We start from the raw sequence: 18,097 nt of genomic DNA on the forward strand, positions 1-18,097 counted from the left end.
AAGGGTTGAAATGCCTTTTTTCTTTTAGACCGTTAGCTTATTGTGAATTAGTTTGAGTGACGTGTCTTTGGGCACAACGGCACTGGGCTGTGCAAAATAATAACCTTGCACAAATTGCACACCGGCTTTGACCAAGGTATCTAAAATCATTTTGTTTTCGACCGCTTCAGCAATAAGTTGCAAATTGACCTGCTTGGTAAAGCTGGCAATGTGTTCAATAAATAAAAAGACATCGTGATCGGTGGCAATTTGTTTTACTAATGAACCGTCTAGTTTTATACCATCGACATTGAGTTTTAAAATATTCGATATATTCGAGTAACCAGTGCCAAAATCATCGATCATCACTTTTACGCCTTGAGCGCGCACTAGATCAATAAACGCTTTTACTTCAGCGAAGTTGGCGACCGCTTCCGTCTCAAGTAACTCAAAAGTGATATGGCTTGGGTTAGGGTAGCGCTTTAACTCATCTTCTAAATAACACGCTAAGCTTGGGTCAAGCATGTCTTGTGCGGTTAAATTGATACTCCAATGAATTTGTGTGCGGCGAAATAACTCAGCACATTGGCTGAACATTAAGCGTGTTAGTTGCCCATCCATTCGACTGCGATTGACGACTGTTAAGAAATCTTTCGGTTCTAAAATGTGTTCGTTTAAATTTTGGATACGGGCTAAGCACTCGTATTGGCTCACTTTATTATTGATTAAACACATGATTGGTTGGAAATACGGGATTAATAATTGATTATTAAAGGCTTCGCGTACTTCCTTGGCGATTTTAACATTGTTGAGATACTGGCTTTTTACTTGATGCATTGAGTCGCAATAACGCACGATACAATCACGGCTTTGCTTGGCCTGCGCTGCTGCAATGTGCGCATTCTCAACTAAAAGCGCTTTGTTACCTTGTGCGATACCGGAGCAGAGCGTGACATAAATAAAAGGGTCTTTAAGCACTGGCGTATTAAGGTTAAATTGCGTTATTAGTTGCTCAATCTTTGCAACATGAGACAGATGATTACCTAGTAGAGCTATTTTGTTGGTGGAGAGTCGATAAATTTTATATTGGTTGTTAGAGAGTTCAGTTAAGCGAGTCATTAAGCATTTCATTACTTTATCGCCAATGGGGCTGCCATAAAAACTATTAATCTCTTCAAGGTCGTTAACCCAAATAATTGCCATTACTAAATGAAGTTGCTTGTTATTGCGCAATTCATTTTCTAATGCAATGTGATTGGCAAAACCGGTCGCACTGTCGGTGCCTAAGCTGCGTTTAACTAAGTGGATGTAAATTGCGGCAACTAACACTGCAATAAAAAAGAAAAAACAGCTGGTAATAATGGCTTGGCTAATACTCGCTGTTAGGCGCTCATTTAAATCGGTGATCGTAATATCGGCCCCAGTAAGATAAATTTGTCCGTCACTGGCGGTAAAAGGTACAAAAATGGTTTTAAAATTCCCCCACTGATCACTTGAATATTCAAATACAGGTTCGGTTGAGAAAAAGGCTGAGCGATTGGTTTTGGTTGCTTCAGAATAAAGATCGTAAAAGTAGGTTATTTTTTGTAGCTCAATGTCTTTATCGGTATAACTTGAGGCGGTGAAATGTACTTGACCGTCTTTTAAAATCATTGCGTAGACATATTCTAGTTTTAGTTTTTTAGCAAAGTCAGACAGTTGCTTGCTTTTTGCTAGGTAATTTTCGAGGCTGATATGTGCGCTAGAGGTGATATTGTCATGATATGTTTCGCCTAAAATGTATTGCACACTTAAGGCTGCATCTAATAATTTATTATCGACCGCGTTCATGATTTCATTGTAGGTGTGCTGATAGCTGTAATATACATAACCACTTAAACTAATAATAAATGTGATAAAACCCGCAATTAACCAACCAAAATGTGCATGTCGATGTGTCATTCAAAGCCTTTGCAATACAAAAGTAGAGGTAAATTAGGAACAAGAAAAAGAGCATAGCGATGTTAGCGGGTAATGCCAATGGCTTTTTATGCTTTTAACTTGATTGTTTTTCAATCAGTGCTGCAGGTGCTTTGCGTTCTATTGGATTAATTAGCTTAACAAAAACATACGATTAATAAATGAATCCAGCACCGATGTGGGTTCGTATAATATGTGTTAGTTAAGTGGAATAGGCCTTTTTTGGTATAAAAGAAGACTTTTCATGTCATATCTATTACAGTTAGCGGCAATTTGTTTGGCAATCCAAAGTTAACATTTTGGGTCACTGGGTAGTAAAGATGGAAACAAAGCGTTGTGCCGTCGCCTCAGAAGAAAGCTTAATGCGTATTTTTACCGTACCGGAAGCGCCTGGTTCTACATTAGCGAGAATTGAGCGCGAAATATCGAGTAATTTAGCAGGCTTTCTGAATGAAAATATAGCGGCTATAGAAAAACCATTACATGAAATTGAGAAAGATTTCCAAGTAGCACAGATCCCTGAAGAACCGACATTTGTTTCAGATCATGCACAGCAGATTATGGAGCAAGTTGTTGCCCATTCGGTTCATACGGCTGCGCCAAGCTTTATTGGCCACATGACCTCTGCTTTACCTCACTTTGTTTTGCCCTTATCCAAATTAATGGTCGGTCTAAATCAAAACCTAGTGAAAATTGAAACATCTAAAGCATTTACCCCTCTTGAACGTCAGGTTTTGGGGATGATGCACCATTTAGTGTATGGCCAAAATGAAGGCTTTTATCAAAAATGGATGCACAGCGCTAAAAATGCCCTTGGTGCATTTTGTTCTGGCGGTACAGTGGCCAATATTTCAGCGCTGTGGATTGCCCGTAACCGCCTATTAAAAGCTGAAGGTGATTTTAATGGCATTGCCAGTGATGGTTTAATTGCTGCGATGTTGCATTACGGTTATAAAGGTTTAGCTGTGCTGGTGTCTGAGCGTGGCCACTATTCACTTGGAAAAGCTGCCGATGTATTAGGGATTGGCCGTAAAAACTTTGTTGCCATTGAAACCGATGAAAATAACAAGGTTAATGTTGCAGCCATGCGTGCCAAAGCGCACGAGCTTACAGCAAAAGGCATTAAAGTGATGGCGATAGTGGGCGTTGCTGGTACTACTGAAACGGGTAATATCGACCCATTAAATGACATGGCTGATTTAGCCCAAGAGCTTAATTGTCATTTTCATATTGATGCTGCATGGGGTGGGGCAACGTTATTATCGAATAATTACCGTCATTTACTGGCGGGCGTTGAGCGTGCTGATTCGATTACCATTGATGCACACAAACAAATGTATGTGCCGATGGGCGCGGGAATCGTGTTATTTAAAGACCCTGAAGCGTCAAATGCCATAGAGCATCACGCCGAATATATCTTGCGTAAAGGCTCGAAAGATTTAGGAAGTCATACTTTAGAGGGCAGTCGCCCTGGTATGGCGATGCTGGTTCATGCCTGTTTAAACGTGATTAGCCGTAAAGGCTATGAAATGTTAATTGATAAAAGCTTAAAAAAGGCGCGCTACTTTGCTGATTTAATTAAGAGTGAGCCTGATTTTGAGCTCATATCTGAACCTGAATTATGTTTGCTTACCTATCGTTATGTGCCTGAAAAAATTCAGACGCTGCTAAAAACAGCAGATGAAGAAACACGCATGGACATTTATATTGCACTTAACCGTTTTACGGCCAGCATGCAAAAACGCCAACGTGAATCAGGTCGCTCATTTGTGTCCCGTACTCGTTTAACACCGTTACAGTATCAAAAGTTACCTACGGTTGTTTTTAGGGTTGTATTAGCAAACCCGCTGACATCTGAGACTATTTTGCAAAATATTTTGGCAGAACAAAAAGAGTTGGCGCAGTCAGATCCTATCTTTAAAAAGTACCTACAAAAATATTTAAATTAGTATTTTTGTTACCTTTTACGCAATAAAAAAGAGTCTAGCGACTCTTTTTTATTGCGTAAAAGGCAGCTATAAAATGGTTAAATTTCGGTTTCAACATCAACAATAACATCGGCTGTGAGCGACTCAAGCGCTCGCACTACTTCATTTTTGTCTATGCCTTTTGGTAACTCAACGGTTGCAACCGCATTAAATAAAGGTACACCCCAGTTAGGCGCGCTTTGCTGTTTTGACGTAAAGTGCACAATACTCGCGCCTTTATGGCGAATAATGCTTGAAAGCTCTTGCACTATACCTGGGCGGTCGTTTCCGGTAATAACAAAGTTTAAGTGATTGCTGGTATCTGCAACTTTGTGAGTTCCTTGCTCAATCTTAATATCAAGGCATTTAAATGCTTGTAATGATTTTGTTAAATCTTGAAGGTGGGTTTCTGGTACTTCAACTTGAAGAATACCGGCAAAATGACCACAAAGATGGCTTAAGTTACTCGCAAGCCAGTTGCCATTGTTTTGTAAAATGATAGCTGAGAGTTGTTCGACTAGGCCAGGTTTGTCCTCGCCAATTAAGGTTAATACTAACTGCTTCATAAAATTTACTCTGTAAGAATGGATGGGATAATTATTGTTATTTAGCAAATACAGTATTAGCACTAATTGATCGGTTGTCCAAGGAAAAAGGAACTAAAAAAAGGCATAAAATATAATAAAAAGGGCTTAAAACTTGATGACGAACAATTTTTTTGTGCTTTTTCAGAGTATAAAAATGCCTTTTTGGGCGATACCGGACTGTCATGTTAATGTCATTAAATCGCAATATTTCCTAATCGATGTAACATTATTGTCATCTTTACGAAATATAATGCAGCCAATTTTAACGCTAAAGGATAGTTTGATGACTTCCAATCCGCCAAAATCCAGTTTTCATACGGATCGAAGCCGTCTGATAAAGGATAAACTTGCCCATTTCAGCATTTCAGCTGGTGGAGTCATGGTATTAATTGCTTTGTTGATGATCTTTTTTTACTTGCTCTATGTTGTTCAGCCGATTTTTGAATCTGCTGAGGTGCATAAGCGCGGCGAGTTTACGCTTCAAGAAGAAGGTAAGGTTTCAGCGCTTGGCGTCGAAGAGCAAACTGAAATAGCTTATGTATTGATGGCATCGGGCGAAGTTTCATTTTATCAGGTTAAGGGTACTGAGCTGGGTGTTAAGTTAAGCAGCGTTGCTCTTGATGTGAATAAAACACCTGTTAGCTTTGCCAAATCGGCTCCTCATTTAGGGTTGTACGCCTATGGTTTTGACGATGGTCAAGTTGCTATCTTAAAGCCTTCTTTTAGAGTGACTTTTCCGGGCAATAAGCGAGTTATTACCCCTGAAATTAGCTATCCTGCAGGAGAGACGCTTTTTCAAGTAGATGAAAAAGAGCAAGCACTAAAATCATTTGCTTTTAGTCGCACAGATGAAAGCATTGCAGTGCTTGCGTTAACTGCAGACCGTCGAGTCGTTTTTACTCGTTTTATGGCTGAAGAAAACTTTATGTCTGGCGAATTAGAATGGGTGCCTGTTTATAACGAGCTTGAAGTCGATGGTAGGATCGATGAATTATTATTATCGCCGGATAATTCTCGTGCATTTGTGCGCTCAGCTAACCAAATATACATATTCAATACCCGTAATTCAGATGACATTGAGCTTATTCAGGTTTTAGCGGCTAATGCTGAAAATGCGAATTTAGTGACATCAAGTTTACTTGCTGGCGCTAACTCATTAATGCTTGCTAGTGATAATGGTGAAGTATCTCAGTGGTTTGAAGTGAACACTGACGCAGGTCGCGAGTTTAAAAAAGTGCGTTCATTTGCGACGCAAGATAAAAACATTGTGGGTATTTATCCTGAATATTACCGTCGTAGTTTCTTCACCGTAAATAAAACGGGTGACTTAGGTATTTATTACACTACCAGCCAAGCAACTCTGTGGCAGGGCAATATTGCTAGCGAAAAAATTAGTCATTACGCCATGTCGCCTCGTTCAAATGCAGCGATTTTAGTGGCGGGTAAAACGGTTAGTATTATTGATATTACTAATGAGCATCCTGAGGTCACTTGGTCATCGTTGTGGCAAGAAGTGTGGTATGAAGGTTACCCAGAGCCTGGTTATGTTTGGCAGTCTACTTCTGCAAGTGATGACTTTGAATCTAAATTCTCATTAGTGCCCATCTCATTTGGTACTTTAAAAGCAGCATTTTATGCCATGTTATTTGCAGTTCCAATTGCGCTTTCTGCAGCTATTTATACTGCTTATTTTATGTCACCTGCTTTGCGTAAAGTGGTTAAGCCGACAGTTGAAATTATGGAAGCATTACCGACGGTAATTTTAGGCTTTTTAGCGGGCCTTTGGTTAGCGCCTATTTTTGAAGAGCATTTGCCTGCGGTTATCGTGCTATTAATTGCCTTACCATTAAGCATGTTATTAACCGCTTATGGTTGGACTAAGTTACCTGAAAAAGTGCGTCATGTTGTGCCTGAAGGGTCGCATTCAATTTTACTTATTCCTGTGGTGTTATTAGTTGGTTTTGCTTCATTTGCTGTCAGCCCTACGATTGAAATTTGGATGTTTGGTGGCAATGTTCGTAAATTTTTAACTAACGAATTAGGTTTAACGTTCGATCAACGTAACTCTTTAGTTGTAGGTGTTGCGATGGGGTTTGCGGTTATTCCAACTATTTTTTCTATTGCTGAAGATGCGGTGTTTAGTGTGCCTAAGCATTTATCTAATGGTTCACTTGCATTAGGTGCAACCCAGTGGCAAACCTTAGTACGCGTTGTTTTACTTACTGCAAGCCCAGGTATTTTCTCAGCCATTATGATGGGATTAGGTCGTGCAGTAGGTGAAACCATGATTGTACTGATGGCAACGGGAAATACGCCGATTATGGATTGGAGTATTTTCCAAGGAATGCGTACTTTGGCGGCAAATATTGCAGTTGAAATGCCAGAATCAGAAGTGGGTAGTACTCACTACCGTATCTTGTTTTTAGCGGCGTTTGTCTTGTTTATTTTCACTTTCGTTTTCAACACAATTGCAGAGTTTGTTCGTCAGCAATTGCGTGAAAAATATAGTTCACTGTAATTAGGAGGCATGACAATGAAGTTATGGTTTAAGTCAGGTTCTCCGTGGATCTGGATGACAGGTGGCGCGGTCAGTATCAGTTTAATCTCGGTATTGGGGTTGTTAGTTTTAATTGCATGGCGTGGTTTAAGCTTTTTTTGGCCATCACCCGTGTACCAGTTTGAATTAGAATCAGCGGCGGGTGCTAGCAAAGTTATCGGTGAAATTTATGACCGTGAGCAAGTGCCAACATCGCGTTTAGTTGAGGCTGGAATTGACTTAAAAGGTCATACAGAAGAAACAATCGAGCGTGTTTTAATTAAAACAGGTAACCGTGAGTACGTAGATTTAGATTTTCGCTGGTTACTGAGCAGCGACATAATGAAACAAACAACGCCTGCAGGTTTGGGGATGTTTGAGCGCAGTAAAAATGGTAATTTTTACGGTTATGTTGAAAGCGTGGTTGAGCAAGGTCAGGTTGTTACAACCGATGTTAATGACAAGCTTGCAGAACTAGTAGAGCGTGCTGTTGCGTTAAACGATGAAGCCCTTGATTTACAAAACGGCGACATTGGCCATATCAATTATGAGCTTGAACGTATGCGCTTAAAAGAGCGTTCATTAGAGCTTAAAGATGAATTAACACCAGAGCGTATAGCAGAGTTTAAAGCAGAGCGTGAGCGCCTAGCGCAAGAATATGCTGTACTTGAAAAACAGTTGTTTGCGTTGCGTGCGCAGGCGAATCGTGATCAAGTTATTGTGCGTGATATGCGCGATGAACTTGTTACCATACCGCTTTATCAAGTACTCGATGTTACATTTCCAAATGATATGAGCTTGTTTGCTAAGCTTGGCCATTATTTTGTGCAACTCGGTAAGTTTGTATCGGATGATCCGCGTGAAGCTAATACTGAAGGCGGGGTATTTCCTGCTATTTTTGGTACAGTATTCATGGTAATGCTAATGGCAGTCATTGTTACGCCATTTGGTGTTGTAGCTGCGATTTACTTACATGAGTATGCGGCAAAAAATGCGGTAACAAAAATGATCCGCATCGCAGTGATTAACCTCGCCGGTGTACCATCGATTGTATATGGTGTATTTGGCTTAGGTTTTTTTGTTTATATGCTCGGTGGCAGTATTGACCAATTGTTTTATCCAGAGGCATTACCAGGCCCAACCTTTGGTACGCCAGGGGTGATTTGGTCTGCGCTAACGCTCGCTATTTTAACTTTACCTGTGGTTATTGTATCGACAGAAGAAGGCTTATCTCGTATTCCAAGTGCGGTGCGCCATGGTTCACTTGCTTTAGGTGCTACACAAGCGGAAACCTTGTGGCGTATTATTGTTCCTATGGCAAGCCCTGCTATTATGACGGGTTTAATTCTAGCAGTAGCGCGTGCGGCCGGCGAGGTTGCACCGTTAATGCTCGTGGGGGTGGTCAAAATGGCGCCTACTTTGCCAGTCGATATGAATTTTCCATTTATTCACGTAGACCGTAAATTTATGCACTTAGGTTTTCATATTTACGATGTGGGCTTTCAAAGTCCAAACGTTGAAGCTGCGCGTCCATTGGTTTACGCGACCGCTTTTTTACTGGTCTCAGTGATTATTGCATTGAATATAACGGCTATCGGTATTCGTAACCATTTACGCGAAAAGTTTAGAGCGCTTGAGCACTAAGCTAGTATCAAATTTGAAACAGGTATTAAATAATGATTACAGTTGCACCCCATGTTACTCAGTCGGCATCTAGCTTAAAATTAGACCTAGAAAACCTGACACCAGAGCAAATGGCATTACAAATTAAGAATTTAGATCTTTTTTATGGTGATAAACAAGCACTCAATAAAGTATCTATGATGATCCCTAAAGGCCAAGTAACCGCATTTATCGGTCCATCAGGTTGTGGTAAATCCACCTTGTTGCGTTGTATTAACCGCATGAATGATTTGGTTGATAATTGCCGAATTGAAGGTGAAATTCTGCTTCAAGGTGAAAATATTTATGATAAACGTGTTGATGTAGCGGCACTTCGCCGTAATGTTGGCATGGTATTTCAGCGCCCTAACCCATTTCCAAAATCAATCTATGAAAATGTGGTGTACGGTTTGCGCTTACAAGGGATTAAAGATAAACGTCAATTAGATGAAGTGGTTGAAAAATCACTTCGTGGGGCTGCGATTTGGGATGAAGTAAAAGACCGTTTGCACGACAGTGCCTTTGGTTTATCCGGTGGTCAGCAGCAGCGTTTAGTGATTGCCCGCTCAATTGCGATTGAGCCTGAGGTCTTATTACTCGATGAACCCACTTCTGCGCTTGACCCAATCTCAACATTGGTGATTGAAGAGTTAATTAATGACTTAAAAGATAAGTACACCGTAGTGATTGTAACGCATAACATGCAGCAAGCAGCGCGAGTCTCTGATCAAACAGCATTTATGTATATGGGTGAGTTGATTGAATATTCAGATACCAATACACTTTTCACTACACCAAAAAAGAAAAAAACCGAAGATTATATTACCGGTCGCTACGGCTAAAATAGGCCTAAAGCGCTACACTATTTAAGTAGTTGACTCCACGCATTAAGCTTCATAAATAAGCTTAATCGGTATGATGGAAAGCAGACAATTTTAATGAGAGTTGTAAATGGAACATAATATTAATAGGCACATATCAGGTAACTTTAACCAAGAGCTTGAAAATGTCCGCAATCACGTACTGAGCATGGGTGGTTTAGTTGAGCAGCAATTAAATTCGGCTCTTGATGCTGTACTCAATAACGATGCAGACTTAGCCCGAAAAGTACAAGAAGATGATATTAAAGTTAATGCGATGGAAGTCAGCATTGATGAAGAATGTACTCGTATTATCGCTAAGCGCCAGCCTGCCGCCAGTGATTTACGTTTAGTGGTGGCCATAGCGAAAACTATCGCTGATTTAGAGCGTATTGGTGATGAAGTGCGTCGTATTGCAAAAGTAGCATTAGATTCATTTACGAATGATCAGCAAGATTTATTAGTAAACATCGATAATATGGGTCGCCATGTATCAAAAATGCTACACGATGTGCTTGATGCGTTTGCTCGTATGGATGTTAATAGTGCTTTTATTGTCCATAAAGAAGATGCCAAAGTAGATCGTGAATACGAAGCGCTAACTCGCCAGATCATGACCTATATGATGGAAGATCCGCGTTCTATACCTAAAATAATGAATTTGATTTGGTCGGTGCGCTCACTCGAGCGTATCGGTGATCGCTGTCAAAATATCTCTGAATACGTTATCTACTTTGTTAAAGGCAAAGATATACGACATGTATCGCAAGCCGATATCGAAAAGGATTTACTCGGCTAACTCTATAAAAAGTAACAAATTAATGCATTGATGTCGATTGTGTACTAAATTAGGTGAGTCGTAATAATCGTTTATTGTGATCTAACAGTAAGAAAAGTCGTTCACAATCAGCATTTATACTGTAAAATTCGTGGTTGCGAAACTACTAGTAACTAAAGGGTAAGTTATGCCTGGTAATGCTTTTTTAGGTGTGTTTGCAAAATCACCTATTCAGCCAATAGAAGAACATATTCAAAAAGTGTATCAAGCCAGCGAGGTTTTGATTAATTTCTTTGAGCATGTTTTTAATAAAGAGTGGACTCAAGCCGAAGAGGTTCGTATTCAAATCAGAACACTAGAACGTGAAGCTGATGTGATGAAGCGTAATATTCGATTGCAGTTACCTCATGGTCTATTTTTACCTGTTGCCAGAACTGATTTATTAGAATTGGTAACTCAACAAGATAAAATAGCAAATAAAGCCAAAGATATCGCAGGCCGAGTTGTTGGTCGTGAAATGGATATTCCTTTAGAAATTCAAACGGATTTTATTGCATATCTCAGACGTTGTGTTGACGCAACTCATCAAGCTTCTAAAGCGATTAACGAATTAGACGAACTGCTAGAAACCGGATTCCGCGGTCGAGAAGTGACTTTAGTTGAAAAAATGTTAGTTGAATTAGATGCTATAGAGCAAGATACGGATGATATGCAGATTTCATTGCGCCGTAAACTTCGTCAAATTGAAGCTAGTTTAAATCCGATTGATGTGATGTTTCTATACAAAATCATTGAGTGGGTTGGTGAGTTAGCTGATATTGCAGAGCGTGTGGGTTCTCGTTTAGAACTTATGTTAGCGCGTTAATCCAACCCGTTTTAATTTAAAAGTAAAAAGGTTATTCAATGGATATCATTGCATCCTACGGTACTACTTTAATTATTATAGCCGCAGTTGTTGGCTTTATAATGGCTTATGGTATTGGCGCTAATGACGTTGCCAATGCGATGGGAACATCAGTAGGCTCCAAAGCATTAACGATTAAACAAGCAATTTTAATTGCTATGGTATTTGAATTTGCTGGCGCATATTTAGCTGGTGGTCAAGTTACCTCTACCATTCGAAATGGCATTATTGATTCTGCCGCATTTATAGATATTCCCGAATTATTAATACTGGGTATGATTTCGGCGCTACTTGCTGCTGGTACTTGGCTATTAGTTGCTTCGGCACTTGGTTGGCCTGTATCTACTACTCACTCAATTATCGGTGCCATTATCGGCTTTGCATTAGTTGCTGTGGGTTCTGAGGCTGTTCAGTGGGATAAAGTAATGGGTATTGTCGGAAGCTGGATTATTACACCGGCAATTTCTGGCTTTATTGCATATTTAATCTTTATGAGTGCGCAAAAACTGATCTTTGATACTGACGAACCATTAAAAAATGCAAAACGCTACGTGCCATTCTACATGGGCTTAGCGGGCTTTGTGATGTCGTTAGTGACCATCAAAAAAGGCTTAAAACACGTAGGTATACACCTTGGTTCAGTTGAAGGTTACTTATTATCTATCGCTATTGCTGTAGCTGTAGCTGTAATAGGTGCCATTGTTATCTCTAGAATGAAGATGGACCCACAAGCAGATCGCAAAATGCAATTTACTAACGTAGAACGTGTTTTTGCTGTGTTAATGATATTAACAGCGTGCTGTATGGCTTTTGCTCACGGTTCTAATGATGTTGCAAATGCAATTGGACCTTTGGCCGCTGTGGTAAGTATTGTTCAGCATGACGGTGAAATTGTTAAAAAAGCTGAGTTAGTATGGTGGATTTTACCGCTAGGTGGTTTAGGTATTGTTGCTGGTTTAGCTATTTTAGGTAAGAAAGTAATTAAAACCATTGGTGAAGGTATTACACACTTAACCCCAAGTCGCGGTTTTGCTGCTGAATTAGCTGCAGCGTCTACCGTTGTAATCGCATCAGGAACTGGTTTGCCAATTTCAACCACGCAGACTTTAGTTGGCGCGGTATTAGGTGTGGGTATGGCACGTGGTATTGCAGCACTTAACATGGGTGTTGTGCGTAATATTGTAATCTCTTGGGTTGTTACCTTGCCAATTGGCGCAGTATTAGCTATTTTTATCTACTATATTTTAACCGCTATTTTTGGCGTTTAATTAATACAACAGACTTTTAGCTTGAAAAGACCTCATTATTTATATTAGTGGGGTCTTTTTTTATGCTTAAGTGTTTAGTTCTTGCTTTTTACCCTGCTTTTTGTTTTTATCGTTTGAATATTACTTTTGTATCTAATTAAGCGATGAATCACCTTCCAAGTATCAAACAACTCCAATATTTATTGGCCGTACATCAACATCAGCATTTTGGCCGCGCAGCTCAGGCGTGTTTTATTGGCCAGTCGACTTTAAGCAGCGCAATTCAAACATTAGAAGAAACCTTAGGGTGCCAGCTGATTGAGCGAGAAAACCGCAGTTTTATGTTCACAGCAATAGGTGAAGAGGTGGTTGAAAAAACTAGAAAAATTATTGATGACACTATGAGCTTAAAAGAACTTACGCAAAGTTTTTTAACGCCACTAAATGGCACGTTAACGCTTGGGTTGATCCCTACAATTGCTAGTTTTATTGCTGCTGATTTGTATTGTTTTTGTCAGGAGCAGTTTCCTGATTTAGAGCTTATTTTAATTGAAGATACCAGTGAGCGATTACTTAATAAGCTAGAAAAAGGAGATGTTGATTTAGCCATTCTTGCGCTTCCTTTTAATACAGATAAATTTCATACCCAAGTATTAGCACACGATAGATTTAGTTTAGTAATGCACGAGGGTTACGATTTAGGGCAGGATGTTCATGACTTTAATCTATTGCCTAAATCGAGTGTTTTTTTACTCGAACGCGAACACTGCTTATCTGATCATGCTTTAAGTGCTTGTAATTTGACCCAGGAGCAATGCATCAATCCTTTTGAAGCTGCTAGTTTGCATACGTTACTGACAATGGTTGAAAACAAGCTTGGCGTTACGTTTTTGCCGCAATTGGCAATTAATGCAGGGATCTTAAAACATAAACCGATGCGAGTGATTGCAGCGCAAGAAGATGCGTATCGAGATATCGGTTTATTGTGGCGTAAAACAACGGGGCGAATTCGTGACTTTAGGTTGTTTTGTAATAAAGTTGAACCATTTTTTGTAGAAAAGTGCAGCGTCAAATAGTCTCAGTATATTTTTTTACAACCTCTTATAAAGGTATTTGTAATTATAAATTAGCGAAACCTTCTTCACCTGAACTTAAGTAATATTAAACCCTTTAAACGAGTGCGCTGTTTTTTAACATGCTGCGATTGTTTGGGTTTATATTTGTAGCTCAGGTGAGCGAACTTCAGTTGTTAATTATTATTACTAAGTAAGCTGAATAATAAATCTTTCTCAGACAGCCACTTTCAATGCTAACTAATAGGCTAGCTACTGATGCGTTAATCAGACTTTTTATCCTTGCAAACTTATGGCGAAAAAGTATAACTAATAAATCTAACCAGAATTCAATATTTTGGTAAATCTTTTATCCAGAATTTTGGTTATGTATGATATACATTATCAATTCCAGCTTGGTGAAGGATTTCACCTAAATCGAGCAGTTGAAAATCTTCTAAGTGAAGTACATCAAGGATTGCAACTGAATGTCTTTCCCATTCAGGATCAGGATTAACGCCATAAAGTAGTTCAGTAGCGCCAGCCATGTGCTCAGCTAGCTTTAAAATAGCAAACATCTCTTTTTCAGTTTGTTCTCCGGTAGCAAGCATAATGATAGGGCTGTGGTGGTAGGCGATAACACTGCATAACGAATGGTTGAGCCCCCATGTTTGAGCAATTAAAAACCCTAAAACCTCGTGAGAGGTATCAAATTGATCTTCTTCAAATTCTCCAATGATTAATCCCTCGCTATAAGCTTGGCGTAATAACGTAGGATAATCGGGTGATTGGGCTAAAATCAATGCCATTCCCGCATTATGAAATAGGCCTAGGGTATAACAATCGTCGGCAAAATTACCTCCAAGATCTAAATGTTGTGCTAAAACTAAGGCTGTATTGCCAATTTTAGTGGCGCTATTCCATAGTTTTTGAGTGAAAATATCTTCAGTTCCCTCACTTAAGGTAAAGCGTAATACAATGCTATTTACTAATTTAATGAGCCGATTTAGGCCTAAAAACATACAAGCGTGTTCAATCGTTGATATTTTTCTTGGGAGGCTAAAAAGAGGCGAGTTAACTACTTTGAGTGTAAACCCTGCAATACCCACATCCTGATTGATGCATGCAGCGATATCTTTTATATTCGGAACTTCTTTAGCTACTTCGTCTTGAATTTGTTTTAGCATATCAGGACGCGGGGGTATCGTGAAACCATCTAACGACGACTCAACTTTGGTCATATCAAGTGTTAAGGGCATAAAATAGAGTCCAAAAAATGAATGATTTACTTATGTAAAATTAATTCTAGTTTAAAAAAGAGTTTCCATATAAATAAACTATTAACTTAATGCTATCGAGTAACTAAGAAAATAAAATAGAAGTTGTTCAACTGCAAAATATCTAAATAATTGAACATGAAAGCTTGATTATCGTGGTTGAGAAAAGGATGTCCAACGTTGCATAATGGATAAAACTCCAGTTTGGTTGTTATTAGTAAAAGCGGGCATCTATAACTTTGAGGTATTTCTTTCTTTGCGCATTACGAGGGGAAATAAAAACCGTGAGTTCACGGCTTTTTTGGGTTTTGTTTAAGGTTGTTTTTTAGGTTGGAACCGTCAAGTGAGTCTCTTGTCTTAAATTGGGTAAAAATAATAAATACACTAAGACAACCAAGTTAAAGTATGGAATTGCACCTAATAGAGTAAAGGTAAGTTGTGGGTAACCTTTTGTTTTTGCGTTACTAAAACAAAAGTAAGTTATCAATAAATTTGCAATTAGCAATAATGTTACAAATAAAGCCATACAGTTCCCTTCCTTATAAATGTTAATAACATCCCAGTAAATTGGGCGAGTCAATTCATTCGTTATTAACTGATTTCAGATAGGCTCAGTATAGTTAAGAAAGTAAAAATGATGATACTAAAATAGTCTTTTAGAAAGGATAATTGTTAATTAAATGTTTTATCAGCATTTATTTTTTCAACGGCAAGGCTTAATCCCTCAAAAGGGAGTGGGCGTGAAATTAAATAACCTTGTGCGTAATCAACACCAATTTTTTTAAGAGAATCAAAGGTCTCTTTGTTTTCTACAAACTCGGCTACACATGTTTTTTGTAGTGAGTGACTGATATCCTTAATGGCGTTTACCAATGCTTTATCAATAGGATCATTAATCATGTCTTTGACAAAAGAGCCATCAATTTTAACTTGATTCGCAGGAAGTTGTTTTAAATAGCTAAAAGTACTAAAACCAGTGCCAAAATCGTCAATTGAAAAGCTGCAACCAAGCCGGTTGAGTTTTTCAATCATGAGTCGTGTCGCTGTTAAGTTGCTAATGCTGGCCGATTCGGTAATTTCAAAAACAATACGGGTCGGATCAACCTTTTGACTTTTAAGGGCCTCTTCAATCGTCGACACTAAGCCTTCATCGCTAAATGCTTGCGCTGAAAGGTTGATCGCAATTTTATTTAATGTGGTTGATTGGCCCGCATAAGCAATCGCTTTTTTTACTACACAGTGATCGAGCAGGTTAATGTCTGCAATAAGCTCTAAAGCAGGAATAAATCGATTAGGGAAAATCAGCTGTCTATCGATCCGCAAGCGAGAAAGGGCCTCAAAATAGGCTACTTTATTTTCTTTAAAGCCCCAAATGGGTTGAAAGTGAATTTCTAGCTGGTCTTGTAGCATGGCGCTTCGCACTTGATGCGCCCATGCCAGCTCGGCTAATTTTTTATTGCTATCGGCATCTTCATTGGTGTAGCAGTGGACTAAATTACGACCGCGATTTTTAGCAACATATAAGGCGATATCAGACTGTTTTAAACACTCGCTCGCATCGCTATTATTGGCGGTGATAAGCGTTAAGCCAATTGAGCAGCTAATTGAGTATTGCTGCCCAGGCGCTTGAAACTGGTAGTTTTCAACGGCATGACACAGCCCCTCTGCAACTAAATGCGCTTCTAAAAGCTCCACATTCTCTAAAATGACGGCAAATTCATCGCCACCAATTCTGCAAATCGTACTGCCTTCATGCAAGTTTTTCTGAAATATTTTAGCTATTTGTTTTAAAACGATGTCGCCTTGTTGATGACCTTGGCTGTCGTTAATAATTTTAAAATGATCAAGGTCGATATAAATTAAAGCATGTTGAGCGCTGCTGCTGGCTTGTGTTTTTTTACAAAGCTCATTGAGCTTTAAATCAAAATAGTAACGGTTATGTAGTTTGGTTAAGGTGTCATGATGGGCAAGGTGATGCAGTTGTAATTCGGCTTGTTTACGCTCATGAATATTATCAATACTAGCGGTAACGCCAACCGTTACTTTATTGACGATAATTGATTGCATGCGGCATTCAGCCCATACCGCATGGCCTTGTTGGTGCTGTAATTTTAACTCAAATTTTTGTTGTTGAATTTGGCTATGCATGATTTGGTCGACAGTATCTGTGACTAATTCTTGGGTTTCTGGGCTACAAAACTCAGCAAGTGGTTTATTAATAACTTGCTTGAGTGATAAGCCGGTTAGTTTTTCCCAAGCTGGATTAATAAATAAAATTAATCCAGCGCTATCAAGCTCTAAAACGACCGTATTAAGGTGCTGTAATATGCGTTGGTGGGCTGAGTAGAGCTCTTTATAGCGACTTTGGCTTTGGCTTAACTGCTCTACTTTTTCAGCAAATTCGGCGTAGCTTGCCATAAAGTCTTCACGCCTTGCCGCTTGATGGCAAATTCGATTGAGGAGTGATTCGTTATAGGGCGTTCTGGCAAAATCGGTTACGCCTGATAACAGTAATTGTTCTGCAAAGTCGGCTTCTTGGTTTTCAATAATCATGACGACAGCTTGGTTAGGTTTATTGGCTAATAAACGCTGCACTAAATTTTGAGCATCAATTTTATTATGGGTCGTATCAATGAGGACAATGGCAAAATGATGTTGCCCAAACAACTCAATGGCTACTTTTTCGTTTGTAACGTGAGTGATATGAAATGACTCACGTAAAAAGTAACTGATTTTTTCTGCATCGGCGACTTCAGGCTCAACCAATAAAAGCTCAAGTCGACTGCTTTTTGTTAGGTGGCTTGATAATACATTGGCTAAAACACGGGGTAATTTAGTGATCTGTTCATAAGGTAAAACGGCATCTATTCCATAAGCGCGGGCGGTTGTTTCGGCGATGCGCTCACAATAAGTGGGGGGCGTGAGTAAAATCGGTGTGTTTTTGGGTGTTTTTAATAACCCAGATCGCACCATGCGCGCAAAACGCCAGCCATCTATTTTGCCAATATCTAGGCCAGTTATGATTAAATCAACTGCATGTTGCTTTAACAGTGTTAAGGCAGAGCGGCTATCTCTCACTTCTAATAATTCGAACACATCTAACGGTAATAAGGCACGCTTGATCAAATTTCGTTGTTTTAAATTTGAGTTAATTAATAACAGCTTAAGCTGACCTGACATGTCTGAACGTACCTCGAATTGGCCTAACCACAAACTGGCAAGAGATTGGGCTTAGATTAATGCTATTTTGCCCCGCAGACAAGTCGATTGCGCCTCAAACGCAATTAAC

The 18,097-nt window shown here is 39.3% G+C and carries 13 protein-coding genes; 8 read left to right on the top strand and 5 right to left on the bottom strand.

Translation table 11 applies throughout. The features are described 5' to 3' along the window. Positions 1 to 24: 24 nt before the first annotated feature. Positions 25 to 1,920: an EAL domain-containing protein gene (locus AC3KZC_RS02690; protein WP_490578157.1), complete on the bottom strand. Its 1,896-nt coding sequence runs from the start codon at positions 1,918 to 1,920 to the stop codon at positions 25 to 27. A 338-nt stretch (positions 1,921 to 2,258) separates the two neighbouring features. Between AC3KZC_RS02690 and panP the strand changes: the two genes are divergently transcribed. Beyond that, positions 2,259 to 3,887 carry a pyridoxal-dependent aspartate 1-decarboxylase PanP gene (panP, locus tag AC3KZC_RS02695; protein WP_490578156.1) on the top strand — a complete coding sequence of 543 codons (1,629 nt, stop codon included), beginning with the start codon at positions 2,259 to 2,261 and terminating at the stop codon, positions 3,885 to 3,887. Positions 3,888 to 3,964: 77 nt separating this feature from the next. Here the strand turns inward: panP and AC3KZC_RS02700 are convergent, their stop codons facing one another. Next, the gene (locus AC3KZC_RS02700) at positions 3,965 to 4,471 is read right to left on the bottom strand and encodes a glycine cleavage system transcriptional repressor (protein WP_490578155.1); all 507 of its coding nucleotides are present in this window, start codon (positions 4,469 to 4,471) and stop codon (positions 3,965 to 3,967) included. Positions 4,472 to 4,775: 304 nt separating this feature from the next. Between AC3KZC_RS02700 and AC3KZC_RS02705 the strand changes: the two genes are divergently transcribed. The 7 genes from AC3KZC_RS02705 to AC3KZC_RS02735 all read left to right on the top strand — a co-directional run bounded on the left by AC3KZC_RS02705 (position 4,776) and on the right by AC3KZC_RS02735 (position 13,555). Continuing rightward, the gene (locus AC3KZC_RS02705) at positions 4,776 to 7,010 is read left to right on the top strand and encodes an ABC transporter permease subunit (protein ID WP_490578154.1); all 2,235 of its coding nucleotides are present in this window, start codon (positions 4,776 to 4,778) and stop codon (positions 7,008 to 7,010) included. 15 nt (positions 7,011 to 7,025) lie between these two features. Next, complete coding sequence (gene pstA, locus AC3KZC_RS02710; protein WP_490578153.1) at positions 7,026 to 8,672, top strand: phosphate ABC transporter permease PstA; 1,647 nt, start codon at positions 7,026 to 7,028, stop codon at positions 8,670 to 8,672. 32 nt (positions 8,673 to 8,704) lie between these two features. Next, positions 8,705 to 9,532, top strand: a complete 828-nt coding sequence (gene pstB / locus AC3KZC_RS02715; protein WP_490578152.1) for a phosphate ABC transporter ATP-binding protein PstB — start codon at positions 8,705 to 8,707, stop codon at positions 9,530 to 9,532. A gap of 109 nt (positions 9,533 to 9,641) precedes the next feature. After that, positions 9,642 to 10,349 carry a phosphate signaling complex protein PhoU gene (gene phoU, locus AC3KZC_RS02720; protein ID WP_490578151.1) on the top strand — a complete coding sequence of 236 codons (708 nt, stop codon included), beginning with the start codon at positions 9,642 to 9,644 and terminating at the stop codon, positions 10,347 to 10,349. 166 nt (positions 10,350 to 10,515) lie between these two features. After that, the gene (locus AC3KZC_RS02725) at positions 10,516 to 11,193 is read left to right on the top strand and encodes a TIGR00153 family protein (RefSeq protein WP_490578150.1); all 678 of its coding nucleotides are present in this window, start codon (positions 10,516 to 10,518) and stop codon (positions 11,191 to 11,193) included. A gap of 38 nt (positions 11,194 to 11,231) precedes the next feature. Further along, entirely contained in the window at positions 11,232 to 12,500 is a 1,269-nt protein-coding gene (locus AC3KZC_RS02730) for an inorganic phosphate transporter (protein WP_490578149.1), read from the top strand. Positions 12,501 to 12,643: 143 nt separating this feature from the next. Then, entirely contained in the window at positions 12,644 to 13,555 is a 912-nt protein-coding gene (locus tag AC3KZC_RS02735) for a hydrogen peroxide-inducible genes activator (protein ID WP_490578148.1), read from the top strand. Positions 13,556 to 13,917: 362 nt separating this feature from the next. Here AC3KZC_RS02735 and AC3KZC_RS02740 read toward each other — a convergent pair whose 3' ends face one another. The 3 genes from AC3KZC_RS02740 to AC3KZC_RS02750 form a co-directional block, all read right to left on the bottom strand. Then, positions 13,918 to 14,790 (bottom strand): HDOD domain-containing protein, encoded by an 873-nt coding sequence (locus AC3KZC_RS02740; protein ID WP_490578147.1) that lies wholly within the window; start codon positions 14,788 to 14,790, stop codon positions 13,918 to 13,920. A gap of 343 nt (positions 14,791 to 15,133) precedes the next feature. Then, on the bottom strand, positions 15,134 to 15,334 hold the full coding sequence (locus tag AC3KZC_RS02745) for a hypothetical protein (protein WP_490578146.1): 201 nt from the start codon (positions 15,332 to 15,334) through the stop codon (positions 15,134 to 15,136). Between the two features lie 146 nt (positions 15,335 to 15,480). Beyond that, positions 15,481 to 17,988: a two-component system response regulator gene (locus tag AC3KZC_RS02750; RefSeq protein ID WP_490578145.1), complete on the bottom strand. Its 2,508-nt coding sequence runs from the start codon at positions 17,986 to 17,988 to the stop codon at positions 15,481 to 15,483. Between the last annotated feature and the right edge of the window lie 109 nt (positions 17,989 to 18,097).

This window comes from Pseudoalteromonas sp. J2K-J031 (assembly GCF_058197095.2).

Coding starts and splice junctions, on each gene's coding strand:
- AC3KZC_RS02690 (WP_490578157.1), bottom strand. CDS start 1,920: ATGACACATCGACATGCACATTTTGGTTGGTTAATTGCGGGTTTTATC.
- panP (WP_490578156.1), top strand. CDS start 2,259: ATGGAAACAAAGCGTTGTGCCGTCGCCTCAGAAGAAAGCTTAATGCGT.
- AC3KZC_RS02700 (WP_490578155.1), bottom strand. CDS start 4,471: ATGAAGCAGTTAGTATTAACCTTAATTGGCGAGGACAAACCTGGCCTA.
- AC3KZC_RS02705 (WP_490578154.1), top strand. CDS start 4,776: ATGACTTCCAATCCGCCAAAATCCAGTTTTCATACGGATCGAAGCCGT.
- pstA (WP_490578153.1), top strand. CDS start 7,026: ATGAAGTTATGGTTTAAGTCAGGTTCTCCGTGGATCTGGATGACAGGT.
- pstB (WP_490578152.1), top strand. CDS start 8,705: ATGATTACAGTTGCACCCCATGTTACTCAGTCGGCATCTAGCTTAAAA.
- phoU (WP_490578151.1), top strand. CDS start 9,642: ATGGAACATAATATTAATAGGCACATATCAGGTAACTTTAACCAAGAG.
- AC3KZC_RS02725 (WP_490578150.1), top strand. CDS start 10,516: ATGCCTGGTAATGCTTTTTTAGGTGTGTTTGCAAAATCACCTATTCAG.
- AC3KZC_RS02730 (WP_490578149.1), top strand. CDS start 11,232: ATGGATATCATTGCATCCTACGGTACTACTTTAATTATTATAGCCGCA.
- AC3KZC_RS02735 (WP_490578148.1), top strand. CDS start 12,644: ATGAATCACCTTCCAAGTATCAAACAACTCCAATATTTATTGGCCGTA.
- AC3KZC_RS02740 (WP_490578147.1), bottom strand. CDS start 14,790: ATGCCCTTAACACTTGATATGACCAAAGTTGAGTCGTCGTTAGATGGT.
- AC3KZC_RS02745 (WP_490578146.1), bottom strand. CDS start 15,334: ATGGCTTTATTTGTAACATTATTGCTAATTGCAAATTTATTGATAACT.
- AC3KZC_RS02750 (WP_490578145.1), bottom strand. CDS start 17,988: ATGTCAGGTCAGCTTAAGCTGTTATTAATTAACTCAAATTTAAAACAA.